At 53.1% G+C, this 14,369-nt stretch carries 12 protein-coding genes; 11 read left to right on the top strand and 1 reads right to left on the bottom strand.

Going from position 1 to position 14,369, the window contains the following annotated elements; genetic code table 11:
* Nucleotides 1-150 precede the first annotated feature (150 nt).
* From CFI03_RS05655 to argH, 8 genes are all read left to right on the top strand, one after another.
* On the top strand, nt 151-1,050 hold the full coding sequence (locus tag CFI03_RS05655; protein WP_116393590.1) for a YitT family protein: 900 nt from the start codon (nt 151-153) through the stop codon (nt 1,048-1,050).
* 177 nt (nt 1,051-1,227) lie between these two features.
* On the top strand, nt 1,228-2,277 hold the full coding sequence (argC, locus tag CFI03_RS05650; RefSeq protein WP_116393589.1) for an N-acetyl-gamma-glutamyl-phosphate reductase: 1,050 nt from the start codon (nt 1,228-1,230) through the stop codon (nt 2,275-2,277).
* Nucleotides 2,278-2,369: 92 nt separating this feature from the next.
* Nucleotides 2,370-3,614, top strand: a complete 1,245-nt coding sequence (argJ, locus tag CFI03_RS05645) for a bifunctional ornithine acetyltransferase/N-acetylglutamate synthase (RefSeq protein ID WP_116393588.1) — start codon at nt 2,370-2,372, stop codon at nt 3,612-3,614.
* 29 nt (nt 3,615-3,643) lie between these two features.
* The gene (argB, locus tag CFI03_RS05640; protein ID WP_116393587.1) at nt 3,644-4,432 is read left to right on the top strand and encodes an acetylglutamate kinase; all 789 of its coding nucleotides are present in this window, start codon (nt 3,644-3,646) and stop codon (nt 4,430-4,432) included.
* A gap of 19 nt (nt 4,433-4,451) precedes the next feature.
* Nucleotides 4,452-5,651 (top strand): acetylornithine transaminase, encoded by a 1,200-nt coding sequence (locus CFI03_RS05635; protein WP_116393586.1) that lies wholly within the window; start codon nt 4,452-4,454, stop codon nt 5,649-5,651.
* Between the two features lie 39 nt (nt 5,652-5,690).
* A complete protein-coding gene (argF, locus tag CFI03_RS05630) occupies nt 5,691-6,647 on the top strand; it encodes an ornithine carbamoyltransferase (protein ID WP_116393585.1) in 957 nt (318 codons plus the stop codon).
* Between the two features lie 45 nt (nt 6,648-6,692).
* Nucleotides 6,693-7,928: an argininosuccinate synthase gene (locus CFI03_RS05625; protein WP_116393584.1), complete on the top strand. Its 1,236-nt coding sequence runs from the start codon at nt 6,693-6,695 to the stop codon at nt 7,926-7,928.
* Between the two features lie 81 nt (nt 7,929-8,009).
* Nucleotides 8,010-9,425 carry an argininosuccinate lyase gene (gene argH / locus CFI03_RS05620; RefSeq protein ID WP_116393583.1) on the top strand — a complete coding sequence of 472 codons (1,416 nt, stop codon included), beginning with the start codon at nt 8,010-8,012 and terminating at the stop codon, nt 9,423-9,425.
* Between the two features lie 351 nt (nt 9,426-9,776).
* Here the strand turns inward: argH and CFI03_RS05615 are convergent, their stop codons facing one another.
* Entirely contained in the window at nt 9,777-11,207 is a 1,431-nt protein-coding gene (locus tag CFI03_RS05615) for a VanW family protein (RefSeq protein ID WP_116393582.1), read from the bottom strand.
* A gap of 264 nt (nt 11,208-11,471) precedes the next feature.
* On the opposite strand from CFI03_RS05615, the gene ftsE reads away from it, so the two are divergent.
* From ftsE to CFI03_RS05600, 3 genes are read left to right on the top strand one after another with little or no spacing between them, the layout of a single operon-like run.
* Nucleotides 11,472-12,158 (top strand): cell division ATP-binding protein FtsE, encoded by a 687-nt coding sequence (ftsE, locus tag CFI03_RS05610; protein ID WP_116393610.1) that lies wholly within the window; start codon nt 11,472-11,474, stop codon nt 12,156-12,158.
* The gene (ftsX, locus tag CFI03_RS05605) at nt 12,148-13,065 is read left to right on the top strand and encodes a permease-like cell division protein FtsX (protein ID WP_116393581.1); all 918 of its coding nucleotides are present in this window, start codon (nt 12,148-12,150) and stop codon (nt 13,063-13,065) included. The genes ftsE and ftsX overlap by 11 nt, the downstream gene beginning before the upstream one ends.
* Nucleotides 13,066-13,077: 12 nt before the next feature.
* Nucleotides 13,078-14,250, top strand: a complete 1,173-nt coding sequence (locus tag CFI03_RS05600; RefSeq protein WP_116393580.1) for a peptidoglycan DD-metalloendopeptidase family protein — start codon at nt 13,078-13,080, stop codon at nt 14,248-14,250.
* The last annotated feature ends 119 nt before the right edge of the window (nt 14,251-14,369 follow it).

Raw genomic sequence — 14,369 nt, 5'->3', positions numbered from 1 at the left:
ATATGCATAGCTTTGGGGAAGAGCTCCAACACTTATAAAGGTTGGAACTCTTCTTTTTTGTGCGTAATGGGAACTACATACGATGGAAAGTCATGCGCGGCATGAATAACATAACAGAGGTTGAACGACAGAGAGGCGGCATGGTGATCCATGGACAGCAAGAATAACGAAGTAAAAATTTCAAAACGCAACCGGCGTCCGGCAGGCAGGAAAGCAACGCCGCTTGATGTCGTCTGGACCTTTTTGCAGGTCATAATTGGTTCTTTTGTAGTAGCGCTCAGCTTTAATCTATTTCTCGCTCCGAATGGAATCGCTTCCGGCGGCGTATCGGGCATATCGATCCTTGTGCATAAAACGCTTGGCATTACGCCGGCATATACCCAATGGGCGCTCAATATTCCGCTCTTCCTTGCGGGGCTGCTCCTGCTCGGCAAACGGTTTGCGCTCAAAACCTTGCTTGGCACCATCGTGCTTCCTTTATTTGTGCTGCTTACGGCAGACTGGTCGCCTCCTACCGATAATATGCTGCTTGCGGCAATCTATGGCGGCATTGGCGTGGGTATCGGGCTTGGTATCGTATTTCGCGGACGTGGTTCAACCGGTGGGCTTGATCTGGCCGCGCAGATTCTGCACCGGTATACCGGCATTCCACTGGGGCTTGCGGTAGCCTGCTTTGACGGTTGCGTAATAGCGGCGTCTGGTATTTTAATTTCGCCGGAGGCGGCCTTGTATGCCTTGATCGGACTGTTCGTAACCAGCAAGACGATTGATATTATTCAAAGCGGCATTCCGCTGTCGAAGGTTGCTTTTATTATAAGCGATCAGGCCGATCTGCTTGTGAATGCGATCCTGCATGACCTGGACCGCGGAGTGACGAGGCTGGACGCGCATGGCGGCTACACGAACGAGAAGCGCCAGGTGCTGATGGCCGTTGTCGGGCAGATGGAAGTAGCCAAGCTGAAGCAGCTGGTAAGAGCGGTGGATCCGGGCGCTTTCGTCATTATAAGCAACACGGCGGAGGTTGTGGGACAGGGGTTCAAATCGGAATAAATTGTACGGAAAATGACATCTTTTTTACATTGTATTAATATGAATACGACTGTATAATAATACGAAACAACGTAATATTTCCATGTGAACCTGATTCATGTACAATATAGATTTAGATGATCTACGTAAGTTGAATCCATGCTTCGGGTTCAACTTCTTTTAAGGGAGAGAACGTGTATGAGCGAGAAATTGAAGGTTGCGATCGTCGGCTCTACCGGTTATGGCGGTATTGAGCTTATTCGTTTGTTGGCTAGCCACCCGTTGGTGGAGATTACGTCGGTTATTTCCTCGTCCAGCGCGGGAATGCCGATTGCGGAATGGTTCCCTCATTTGACGGACATTCAGACGGCTTTGCTTGATGACGTGGATCCGCAAGGGATCAAAGCGAAAGCTGACGTCGTCTTTACGGCAACGCCGGCCGGAGTTGCGGCTAAGCTTGCTCCGCAGCTGCTGGATGCCGGCTTGAAGGTCATTGACCTGTCCGGCGACTTCCGTCTGCAGGATACGGCTTTATACGAGAAATGGTATAAAAAAACACCGGCGGATGAGCAATACCTGAAGCAAGCTCTCTATGCTCTCCCTGAGATTAACGGCGACAAAGCGCAAGGCGCTTCGTTTATTTCGAACCCGGGCTGTTTCGTAACGTCCGCGCTGCTTGGCCTTGTCCCTGCCGTGAAGGCAGGCTGGATTGATCCGGCGACGATTATTATCGATTCGAAATCGGGCGTATCCGGCGCAGGCCGCGGCGCAAGCCTCGGTACGCATTACTCCGAGCTGAACGAGAACTTCAAAGCCTACAAAGTAAATCAGCATCAGCATGTCCCTGAAATCGAGATGGTGCTGTCGGAAGCAGCGGGCCGGGAGGTTGTGACCACGTTCACGCCGCATCTGGTGCCGATGACAAGAGGGATCCTGTCGACCATGTACGCTACGGTGAAGGGCGAGCATAACGCCGCTGATTTTATTGAACTCTATAAGCAATTCTATGAAGGCCGCCAATTCGTCCGCATCCGCAAGGAAGGCGTTCTGCCGCAGACGAAGGAAGTATGGGGCTCCAACTATTGCGATATCGCTTTTAACTACGATGAGAGAACGGGCCGCATTACGATTATTTCGGTCATTGATAACCTTGTGAAAGGCGCTTCGGGACAAGCGATTCAGAACCTCAACCTGATGATGGGCTGGGATGAAGGCCTTGGCCTGCAGTTCGTGCCTGTATATCCGTGATCTTGAACATATGGCGTTAAGAATTTTCTTTATACTTATAAAGTTTTAAATTGAGCAATTATTCGTACAAGGTGAAGGAGAAACGAGGAGAAATGGGACAGGTGCAACAAGCTAAAGCGCTGTATTCGGTCGTCACGGACGGATCGATTACGACTCCTAAAGGATTCAGAGCCGGTGGTCTCCACTGCGGCCTGAAGAAGACAACCCGCCATGATCTTGGCGCAATCGTATGCGAAGTGCCGGCGGCATCCGCCGGCGTTTACACCACAAACGTGTTCCAGGCAGCGCCAATCAAGGTGACGCGGGAGAGCATTGAATCGGATGGCTTCCTGCGCGCCGTTATCGTGAACAGCGGCAATGCCAACGCGGTAACGGGCAAGCAGGGCGAAGACGATGCTTACGAGATGCGTTCGCGTTTTGCCGAGTCTATTGGCGTGTCCGCGGATCAGGTTGCGGTCGCTTCGACGGGCGTGATCGGCGAGAATCTGAAGATGGATAAGGTGCGTGCGGGGATCGACGCGCTTCCGGCGAAGCTGGAGGCGGACCGCGATGCGGCGGACGGCTTCTGTCAAGCAATCCTGACCACTGACCTTGTGCAAAAAATGGTATGCGTCTCCGTTGAGATCGACGGCAGGGCGGTACATATTGCCGGCGCGGCCAAAGGCTCCGGCATGATTCATCCGAACATGGCCACTATGCTTGGCTTTGTGACTACGGATGCGGCAATCGGCAGCGAAGCGCTTCAAACGCTGCTTCGCGAAGCGACAAACTATACGTTTAATATGATTACGGTTGACGGCGATACAAGCACCAACGATATGCTGGTGGCTATGGCAAGCGGCCTTGCCGGCAACAGCGAGCTGACGCCGGAGCATGAAGGCTGGGCAGCTTTCTCGGCTGGCCTTCGTTATGTATGCGAAGTGCTGGCGAAAGCAATCGCCCGCGACGGCGAAGGCGCGACAAAGCTGGTTGAAGTGCAAGTGCACGGAGCCGTGAATGACGAAGCGGCTACGGCGATTGCGAAGACGGTTATCGGCTCTTCCCTGGTGAAATCGGCGGTATTTGGCGCCGACGCGAACTGGGGCCGGATTATCGCGGCGGTAGGCCGCGCAGGCCAGCCGGTTAACCCGGATACGGTAGACGTTCGAATCGGTGATATCGTGACGCTGGAAGGCTCCCGTCCGGTTGCTTTCGACGAAGAAGCGGCACTGGAATATTTGAAGGGCGATACGGTTGTAATCCGCGTCGACCTGCATATGGATAACGGCACGGCAACGGCTTGGGGCTGTGACCTGACGTACGATTATGTCCGCATCAACGCGGCATACCGTACGTAACGCTAGGGCAGAGGAGAACGGATTAACTTATGGCACAACGTTTTGTAATGAAATGCGGCGGCAGCACGCTGGCCGCGCTTCCCGATTCCTTCTTCGGCGAGCTGCGCGAGCTGCAAGAGTCCGGCGTTCATCCGGTTATCGTCCATGGCGGCGGTCCGGCGATCTCCGAGACGCTTACGAAGCTTGGCATTGAGACGGAATTCGTAAACGGCCTGCGCAAGACCAATGATGCCGTGCTCGACGTGGTTGAGATGGTGCTTGCGGGCCGAATCAATAAAGAAATCGTTCGTAAAATCCAGACAAACGGCGCGAAGGCGCTAGGCCTCTCCGGTGTAGACGGTTTGCTGATCCAGGCTAAGCCGGTGGCAAACAGCGCGGAAATCGGTTTTGTCGGGGATGTAACGGATGTGAATGCGGAAGTGGTTGAAGGCGTTATGGCTATGGGCTATATGCCGGTTATCGCTCCGATTGGGATTGATGCAGGCGGTCAGCGCTACAACATCAATGCGGATACGGCAGCAGGGGCTGTTGCTTCCCATCTTGGGGTTGAGCAGATGATCGTAGTAACGGACGTTCCGGGCATTATGCGTACGGTAAACGGCAAGAAGCGGGTTTTGCCTTCCGTCACCGTCGCCGAGATCGAAGAGATGATTGCAAGCGGCGAAATTTACGGCGGCATGATTCCGAAGGTACGCGCGGCGGTGCAGTGCATTCAAGGACGCGTTCGCGAGGTTGTTATTGTCAGCGGCGAAGAGCCGGGTGTTCTTAGCCGGGCCGTGCGCGAAGGCGGCGTAGGTACAAGAATCGTACAGGAGTAGAGAAAGGCGGTTAAAGTCGATGAGCGAGACGAAAGTAGCGGCAGCGCCCGAGCAATCCTTGCTGCCAACGTATGCGAGATATCCAATCGCGCTTGTGAAGGGCGAAGGAAGCTGGCTGTGGGATGATCAAGGCAACAAATACCTCGATTTCATGAGCGGTATTGCCGTAACCAACCTTGGCCATGCGCCTCAAAAAGTAAAAGAAGCGTTGATCAAGCAGCTGGATGAGCTGTGGCATGTGTCCAACCTGTTCCGCATTCCGAATCAGGAAGAGGCAGCGCATTTGATCACTTCGAACAGCAGCGGCGATGCCGTCTTCTTCTGTAACTCCGGTGCGGAAGCGAATGAAGCCGCGATCAAGCTGGCTCGCCGTTACCAGCAGAAAGTGCTGAACAACGGGCGATACGAAATTATTACGTTTGAATCCTCCTTCCACGGCCGTACGCTGGCAACTCTGACTGCAACCGGACAAGAGAAGGTGAAGGAAGGCTTTGCGCCTTTGCCGGAAGGATTCAAATATATCCCTTATAACGATATCGAAGCTTTAAAAGCGGCGATCTCCGATAAAACGGCGGCAGTTATGCTCGAATTGATCCAAGCGGAAGGCGGTATCTTCCCGGCGGATCAGGCATTTGTTGATGATCTGGTGAAGCTGTGCGAAGAGAACGGAATTCTGGTCATCATCGACGAGATCCAGACCGGTATGGGCCGTACGGGCAAATTGTTCGCCTATGAGCATTACGGCATCGAGCCGGATATTTTCACGCTGGCAAAAGGTCTCGGAAGCGGGTTCCCGGTAGGCGCGGCGGTTGCGAAGGAAAAGCTTCGCGAAGCTTTTGGCCCGGGCAGCCATGGCTCTACCTTTGGCGGTACGCCGATTGCGACGGCAGCGGTGAAGGCAACGGTGGAGACGATTGTAGGCGAGAACCTGCCGCAGCGTGCGGCTGAGATGGGCGCTTATCTCATGGATGAGCTGAAGAAGGCGCTCGCGGGCAATTCGTTCGTGAAGGAAGTTCGCGGTCAAGGTCTAATCGTGGGAATTGAATGCGTGGAGCCGGTTGGCCCGGTTTTGACGGCGGCGCAAGAGCAAGGGCTGCTCGTCATCTCCGCAGGACCAAACGTTGTGCGTCTTCTGCCTAACCTTCTGGTGACGAAGGAAGAGATCGACCAGGCTGTGGCAACACTAAAGCAATTGTTGGTTAACGCGGTTAAAGCCTAAGGCTTGAAATATAAATAGAGGATTTAGGAGGGTTACACAATGGTTGATACAGTAAAGGAAGATTTGGCGGCAAGCCTAAAAGGCCGGGATTTCCTTATGCTTTTGGATTACACGCCGGAAGAAATCCGGTACCTGATCGATCTTGCGATCGATCTGAAGAAGAAGCAAAAGGCCGGCGAGGTTTATCAACCGCTGAAGGGCAAGACGCTCGGCATGATTTTCGAGAAATCGTCCACCCGTACCCGCGTATCGTTCGAGGTTGGCATTTACCAGCTGGGCGGCCAAGGGCTGTTCCTGAGCGGCAACGATCTGCAGATCGGCCGCGGCGAGCCGATTCTGGATACGGCGCAAGTATTGTCCCGTTACCTGGACGGCATCATGATCCGTACGTTCGCTCATCGCAACGTGGTGGAGCTGGCGCGCGGAGCAACTATCCCGGTTATTAACGGCCTTACGGATCTTTCCCATCCATGCCAGGCGCTGGCGGATTACCAGACGATCCTCGAGCACAAAGGACGTCTTGAAGGGCTGAAGCTGGCTTACATCGGCGATGGCAACAATGTTGTTCATTCCCTGATGATGGGCGCCGCGAAGCTGGGCGTTGATATTTCCATCGCGACGCCGGAAGGCTACGAGCCGGACGCGGATCTTCTGAAGCAATCGATCGACAACGCGAAGGAAACCGGCGCTCGCATTCACCTGTGCCGCGATCCGAAGGAAGCGATTGCCGATGCGGACGTGGTATACTCGGACGTTTGGGCAAGCATGGGTCAAGAGTCGGAGCAGAAGGAGCGCGAGCTTGCTTTTGCCAACTTCCAAGTGAACGAAGCGTTGGCGAAATACGCGAAAAAGGATTACCTGTTCATGCACTGCCTGCCTGCGCACCGCGGCGAAGAAGTAAGCGAAGGCGTTATCGACGGACCGAACTCGATTATTTTCGACCAGGCGGAAAACCGTCTGCACGCGCAAAAAGCGATTATGGCAGCAATCATGTAGCATTGAAATAGCTTTTAATAACTCAAAGGGGTGCTAGGAGAAATTATGGCGAAGGAAAAAATTGTACTGGCCTATTCCGGCGGTCTGGATACGTCCATCATCTTGAAATGGTTGAAAGAAACTTATGATGCTGAGATCATTGCTTTTACGGCTGACATCGGTCAAAAAGAAGAGCTCGACGGCCTTGAGGCTAAAGCTCTGGCAACCGGCGCATCGAAGGTGTACATCGATGACCTGCGCGCTGAGTTTGCGAGCGACTTTATTTTCCCAATGTTCCAAGCGGCAGCGCTGTACGAAGGCCAATACCTGCTTGGCACATCTATTGCCCGTCCTCTGATCGCGAAGCGTATGGTTGAGATCGCCCGCGCGGAAGGCGCAACGATGATCGCGCACGGCGCAACAGGCAAAGGCAATGACCAAGTGCGTTTCGAGCTTGGCGTAGCCGCTCTTGCACCGGACATCAAAGTAGTCGCGCCTTGGCGTGAAGAGCGCTTCCGGGAAGAGTTCCCTGGCCGCGCGGAGATGATCGCTTTCGCCGAGAAGCACGGCATTCCGGTAACGGCATCGGCTTCCAAGCCGTACTCGACGGACCGCAACCTGCTGCATATCAGCTTTGAGTCCGGTATGCTCGAGGATCCTTGGTTCGATCCAAGCGCAGAGTCCAACGAAGAGATGTACGTGCTGAGCGTATCCCCGGAGAGAGCTCCGGATCAAGCGGAATACGTAGAGCTTACTTTCGAAGCAGGCAACTGTATCGCGATCAACGGCGAACAGCTGAGCCCGCTGCAAGTGATGGATAAATTGAACGAACTGGGCGGCAAGCATGGCGTAGGCCGCGTGGACATGGTGGAGAACCGCTTTGTTGGCATGAAGAGCCGCGGCGTCTATGAGACACCGGGCGGTACAATCCTGTTCACCGCACACCGCAAAATGGAATCCCTGACCATGGACCGCGAGGTTATGAACCTTCGCGACTCCCTGATCTCGAAATACGCGCAGCTCGTGTACAATGGCTTCTGGTTCGCGCCTGAGCGTCTTGCGCTTCAAACGCTTGTAACCGAGTCGCAAAAGAACGTAACGGGCGTTGTCCGCCTGAAGCTGTACAAAGGCAATGTAATCGGCGCAGGCGTGAAGAGTCCGGTGAGCTTGTACAATCCGGATATCGCGACAATGGAAGCCGATCCATCCCAAGCGTACGACCAAGGCGACGCTACGGGCTTTATCCGCCTGAACGCTCTTCGTCTGAAAGTATCGTCCGGCGTAGAACAAAGCAAGAAATAATATAAACCGAATATTCATCTAGGCCGTTATGTGCGATGCATCTAGCGGCCTTTATGGCAATTTCGGGAGGGAGTGTACCAAGTGAGCAAATTGTGGGGCGGACGGTTTACGAAAAAGACCGACCAGTTGGTAGAGGAATATACGGCATCCATTATGTTCGATAAAGAGCTTGCCGAAGAGGATATCCAAGGCAGCCTGGCGCATGTAACGATGCTGGGCAAGCAAGGCATTTTGCCTGCGGACGACGTTGAGACGATCAAGGACGGCCTGCACCGCGTGCTGCAGCGCATCAAACGCAATGATATCGAATTCTCCATTTCCGATGAAGACATTCATATGAATATCGAAAAAACGCTGATCGACGATGTTGGTCCGGTAGGCGGCAAGCTTCACACCGGCCGCAGCCGTAACGACCAAGTAGCAACGGACATGCACTTGTACCTGCGCAAACGCGTCGTTGAGTTCGTGGACATGCTGCATAAGCTGCAATCCGCGCTGATCGAGCAGGCAAAAGCAAACATCGATACCATCGTGCCGGGCTACACGCATTTGCAGCGTGCGCAGCCGATTCTGTTCGCTCATCATCTGATGGCTTACGTTTCGATGTTTGGCCGCGACCTGGAGCGTCTGCAGGACAGCTACAAACGCATCAACATGCTGCCGCTGGGCGCCGGCGCTTTGGCGGGAACAACGTTCCCGATCGATCGCCATTTCGTCGCCAGCCAGCTGAAGTTCGACCGCGTATACGAGAACAGCCTGGATGCGGTAAGCGACCGCGACTTCATCCTTGAGTTCCTGTCCCACGCTTCCATCATTATGATGCATCTGTCGCGTCTGAGCGAAGAGCTGATCCTGTGGTCGAGCACGGAGTTCCGCTTTGTTGAGCTGGATGACGCATTCTGCACGGGCAGCAGCATTATGCCGCAGAAGAAAAACCCGGACGTTCCGGAGCTTGTCCGCGGTAAAACAGGCCGCGTTTACGGTAACCTTGTTGGTCTCCTGACGGTACTGAAATCGCTGCCGCTTGCTTACAACAAGGATATGCAGGAAGACAAGGAAGGCATGTTTGATACAGTGAAAACGATGCAAGGCGCGCTTCAACTGTTCGCTCCGATGATCGCTACCATGAAAGTGAACAAAGAGCAGATGCGCCAAGCCGTTAACCAGGACTTCTCGAACGCGACGGACATCGCCGACTTCCTCGTTGGCAAGGGTCTGCCGTTCCGCCAAGCGCATGAAGTTATCGGCAAGACGGTATTGTACTGCATCGAGCAGAACAAATACCTGCTTGACCTGACTCTGGAAGAGTTCAAGCAATTCTCGCAGCTGTTCGACGAGCGCATCTACAACGTGCTTCAGCCGGAGCAAGTCGTTAATGCCCGTAACGTCTACGGCGGCACGGCAAAAGTACAAGTCGAGGCGGCAATCGCCCGCGCCGAGCAAGTGCTGGAGCAAACAGCCGCTTGGGTAACCGAATTCGCCGAGAAGAGCCGTTAATTTCTATTGAGAGAAGACTGTCAGTCCCGCCTTAGCGGTGCTGGCAGTCTTTTTATTTGGTCTTGTCAGCTTAGGGTACTGCGTCTCAAGTTGCTTGAAGAATCGCCATGCTCGCTCCTACGTTGCACACAATACAGCATAATGTAGCATTCCAGCCCAGTAACAAAAGATATCCTGCACAAAGTGCAGGATATCTGGCTAGTTTAGTATTTCTGGGCTCCATATTGAGCGGATATCCTGCATTTCGTGCAGTATAAAGTGTCTGTATGATCTAATGGTGATAAGTATAATGCATTTCGTGCAACGTGATGATACACAGCATCATAAAGCATTCGAGCTTAGTAACACTTATCAAATCCCATCCTCAACCACGCCGCCGGAGTTTTGCGAACCGGACGAACCGCCGGCGCCTGCGGCGACGTGAACAACGATTGGCTGCGCTCTGTACGTGTCATGCGAGATTTTCTCGCGGGAGACCTGTTTGCCGTCCTTGTACATCGTGCGGTACGTATCCACGACATAGCCGATAGAGCCTTTCTGGACGGTAACGCTTTGACCGGCGCCAAGCGATTTGTCCGTTACCTTTTGTACGGCAGGCTGCACCGTCTTGACGATGCTCGAGTCAATGTCGTAGCGGATATCCTCCGGCATCGTACCGAACAGCTTCACTGTCAGCTTGCGATTCTCCACAACCGTGCGGATGATCAGCTGCTTGCCGGTCGAGTTGCGGAAGCGAAAGTCGATGGAGCCGGACGCGAAGGTCGCATCCTGGCCTTTCGGCAAATAAGCGACCGGAAGGGAGTGATTGCGCCGTTCAACGATATCAATCCCCGCCGTGCGGATAATCGCGTTGTACAGCGTGCTGGATACTTGGCAGATCCCGCCTCCGATACCCGGCACAAGCTTGCCGTTAGAAATAACGGGCGCTTCCTTATAGCCGAATTCTTTTTCGGTCTTGGCTACAACATCTCCGTAGGAGAATACTTCGCCGGGTTCAAGCACCCAGTCATTTAATGCCATAGCTGTAGAGGTTACGTTATAGGCCCGGCCCTCGGCGCTCGTCTTAAAGTCGGTCGTGAACTCCATGATTTTACGGTCGATGCCCTCATCCTTCAGCTTCTCAAGCGTGATCTCCGGATGAACCGTCTTTACGCCAAGCTGAACGGTCAACGCCTGTTCCGGCTGTCCACCGAGCTGACTGTCGGGCACGGTGATCCATGAAGCGACCTTTTCCTCGATTGGAGCAACGTCGATCCGGTAAGCGTCGGTATGGGCGGTATAGACGACCTCATCGTTGTCCGTTATTTTACGCGTGGCATTTACGGGCTTATTGGAGTCAATCCAGTCGAACTCCGCGCGGACAAGCTTGTCGAAGACGGCCGGATCATAGCTTTGCTTCAGCTCAAAGGAAGTAGGGAAATGATAGCGGAATTTCGAACGGGTCCATACATTTCCGGCGCGAAGCTTTTTAAGCTCCTCCTTCACCCCGACAAATTCGGCGTTATAGCCAATCTCTGCCGCCTTCCACGTTTGACTGCCTTCCGCTTTGGCTTCGGCGTTTCCTTCGACGGTAACCGTACGGCTCTCCAGCTGCTGTTCGTATTGGTCCAGCTTTTTCAGCGCATCGTCAATGGACAGCCCCCCGATTTCTACCCCTCCGGCCGTAACCCTCTCGGGTACGGTATCCTGCCCGGAATAATAGGATAGGGCGCCGTAGCCGACGGATGCGACCAAGAGCAGCGCAAACACGATAATGACCCACAAGTGCAGCTTTTTCCACATGATAAGACCACCCTTTCCGTTCAAAAATGGCAATGTTTCATGTATATGCAGGAGTTGAAAGGTACTTGTCATTTACCCGTTATTGTTCAAATTCGCCAATAGACGACAAGCCCTGTTTGTCGAAAAACAGGCATATTTCCGGGGAAATCAACGGTGAGAACGTTTATGAGAATTGTGAAAAATGAGGAAATAAGACCCAAAATGAAGGATTTCGTATATCCCTGTCGAATAACTAAGACTGATAAAAAACAGGATGTGATAATGTTGATAGAGATGCAAGACATATGGAAGACTTACACCGACGGTACTCACGCCCTGCGCGGCGTATCCGTTCGAATAGATCGCAATGAATTCGTTTACCTCGTCGGCCCATCCGGCGCCGGCAAATCTACCTTCATGAAGCTGATTTACCGTGAAGAAGTGCCAACGAAAGGCCAAATCTCCGTCAACGGTTTCAATATTGGCAAGCTCAAACCCCGCAAAATCCCGTACGTTAGACGCAATATTGGCGTTATATTCCAAGATTTCCGGCTGCTTCCGAAGCTGACGGTCTACGAAAACGTAGCTTTCGCCATGGAAGTTATCGAAGCGCCTCGCCGCCTCATCAAAAAGCGGACGATGGAAGTGCTCGACCTTGTCGGACTTAAACATAAGCATGCCAGCCTTCCGGCCCAGCTGTCCGGCGGCGAGCAGCAGCGCGTCGCTATCGCGCGCGCCATCGTTAATAACCCGACCGTGATCGTAGCGGACGAGCCGACGGGCAACCTTGATCCGGAGACCTCATGGGGCATTATGAACCTGCTCGAGGAGATCAATTTCCGCGGCGCGACAATCGTTATGGCTACGCACAACAAAGAAATCGTGAACACGATGCGTAAACGCGTGATCGCCATCGAGAACGGCAACATTGCCCGTGACGAAGCCAGAGGGGAGTACGGGTATGAGAATTAGCACGCTCCTCCGCCACTTTCGGGAAGGCTTCAAGAACATCATCCGCAACGGGTGGATGTCCTTCGCTTCGATCAGTTCGATCTTTTTCTCGCTGTTTCTGCTTGGCGTATTCGTCTTGCTCGCGCTGAACATCAACAGCATGGCCTCGAATATCGAGAGCCAGGTGCAAATCCGCGTCTACCTGCAGACCGATATCGATCAGCAGAAGACTAACGAGCTGGAGAACAAAATCCGCAAGCTCTCCGACGTCAGCAAAGTCGAGTTCGTGTCCAAGGAAGAGGGACTTGAGCTGCTCCGCAAAAATCTCGGCAAAGACGGCGACGCTCTCTTGGACGGCTACGACAAGGAAAGCAACCCGCTGCCGGATTCTTTTACCGTGGAGGTGTTTGATCCTCAGAACATAGCTGTCGCGGCAAGCGAGATTTCGGCGCTGAACAACGGCGATGAAGCGAAGCCGATTACAAGCGTCAAATACGGCCAAGGCACGGTCGAGAAGCTGTTCAAGATTACGAACGCGATCCGTAACATCGGTCTTGTCATTGTTATCGGTCTAGGCGTAACCGCGATGTTCCTGATCTCCACAACGATCAAAATGACGATTCTGGCAAGACGGCGCGAGATTGGCATCATGAAGCTGGTAGGGGCGACGAATTCGTTCATCCGCTGGCCGTTCTTCGTGGAAGGCGCCTTGATCGGGCTTGTGGCTTCGGGCATTACAACCATCGTTGTGTTGCTGGCGTACACGAAGCTGGTGAGCATGAACGAAATGGAATTGGGACTGCTGATGATCAAGCTTATACCGGTAGAGGAATTGGGATGGAAAATCACCGTTCTGCTGATGGGCCTCGGTACCTTGATTGGCGTCTGGGGAAGTACGTTATCCGTTCGAAAATATTTGAAAGTGTAGGTGACCGCGCAGGTGAGTGTGAAAAAAGGGTTTATCGTCCTAACGATGTTGACTGTATTTTTGTTGCAGCCTGTTGGCGGAAATGCCGCATCCTCCATAGATAAAATCAACAAGGATCTTGCCGCGGCAAAGAAACAGATTGAAGAGGCGCAGAAAATCGCCAAAAATGCCGATGCCAAGAAAGCGGATATTGCCGTGAAGAAGGAAGATGCCCAGCAGGCCATCCTTAAACTAAACACGCAATTGGATCAGGTTGCGGACAACCTCAATTACGTGCAAGGCCAAGTGGATGCCAAGGAAGCTGATCTTCAGGAGGCTGGCGAGGAGCTCGACAAAGCCATTGAGCAGGTGAAGGAGCGGGACGAGCTTCTGCAATCCCGTCTGAAGCTGATGTACGAGAACGGCGCAGTTTCTTACCTTGAGGTACTGTTCAGCGCCACCAGCTTCTCGGATTTTCTCGACCGGTTCGATTCGCTGCACTCCATTCTGAGCCAGGACCGCACGATTCTCGAGCAGCACAAGAAGGATCAAGCGCTGGTAGAGGAGAAGAAGGCTAACGTCGAGACGGCTCTTGGAGAAGTAAAGACGATGTATACGAAGCTCCAGAAGTACAAATCGGAGCTGGATGAGAAAGAGGAAGAAAAAGAAGTCCTCATCGCTAACTACAACAAGGAAATAGAGGAGCTTGAGGATATCAGCGAGGATCAGGAGCAGCAGCTGCTTGCCCTTGCGAAGAAAGTGTCCGATCTGAACAAGAAGAAAAACGCGATCAAAAAGCCATACTCCGGCGGTAAGCTGGGAATGCCGCTTCGCAGCAGCTACCGAATCAGTTCGAACTTTGGTTACCGCATTCATCCGATTACCCATGTGAGGAAGCTTCATACCGGCATTGACTTTGCGGTGCCGCAAGGGACCGATGTTTACGCGGCTGAAGCGGGTGTAGTAATCGTTGCCCAAACATGGAGCGGTTACGGCAATGCGATTATTATTGACCATGGCAACGGTCTATGGACGCTCTATGGTCATCTCCGCAATGGCGGTATCATGGTAGAGAAAGGCCAAACCGTGAAGAAAGGCGAAAAAATCGGGGAATCAGGAAACACCGGCAATTCCACGGGACCGCATCTTCACTTCGAAGTCCGGAAAAACCAAGTCGCGGTTGATCCGGCGGGCTATTTGAAATAATTTTTGCTTGGAAGGCATACCGGGAATGCGGAACTGTTCCGTTTATTCACGAGTATGCCTTCTCCTGCATTAGGAAGAGTTCTAAATAAATACGGACAACTTATCATATACTAATGAGG

Source organism: Paenibacillus sp. ATY16, from assembly GCF_003399985.2.
In the GTDB taxonomy this organism is placed as follows: domain Bacteria; phylum Bacillota; class Bacilli; order Paenibacillales; family Paenibacillaceae; genus Pristimantibacillus; species Pristimantibacillus glycanilyticus.
The sequence above is the reverse complement of the archived record's forward strand: the minus strand, read 5'-3'. Positions and strand labels throughout refer to the sequence as shown.

Bases quoted from the DNA above. Each gene is read 5' to 3' on its own strand.
- argF (WP_116393585.1), top strand. From the start codon at position 5,691: ATGGTTGATACAGTAAAGGAAGATTTGGCGGCAAGCCTAAAAGGCCGG.
- CFI03_RS05615 (WP_116393582.1), bottom strand. From the start codon at position 11,207: ATGTGGAAAAAGCTGCACTTGTGGGTCATTATCGTGTTTGCGCTGCTC.
- CFI03_RS05625 (WP_116393584.1), top strand. From the start codon at position 6,693: ATGGCGAAGGAAAAAATTGTACTGGCCTATTCCGGCGGTCTGGATACG.
- CFI03_RS05635 (WP_116393586.1), top strand. From the start codon at position 4,452: ATGAGCGAGACGAAAGTAGCGGCAGCGCCCGAGCAATCCTTGCTGCCA.
- CFI03_RS05655 (WP_116393590.1), top strand. From the start codon at position 151: ATGGACAGCAAGAATAACGAAGTAAAAATTTCAAAACGCAACCGGCGT.
- argC (WP_116393589.1), top strand. From the start codon at position 1,228: ATGAGCGAGAAATTGAAGGTTGCGATCGTCGGCTCTACCGGTTATGGC.
- ftsX (WP_116393581.1), top strand. From the start codon at position 12,148: ATGAGAATTAGCACGCTCCTCCGCCACTTTCGGGAAGGCTTCAAGAAC.
- argB (WP_116393587.1), top strand. From the start codon at position 3,644: ATGGCACAACGTTTTGTAATGAAATGCGGCGGCAGCACGCTGGCCGCG.
- argJ (WP_116393588.1), top strand. From the start codon at position 2,370: ATGGGACAGGTGCAACAAGCTAAAGCGCTGTATTCGGTCGTCACGGAC.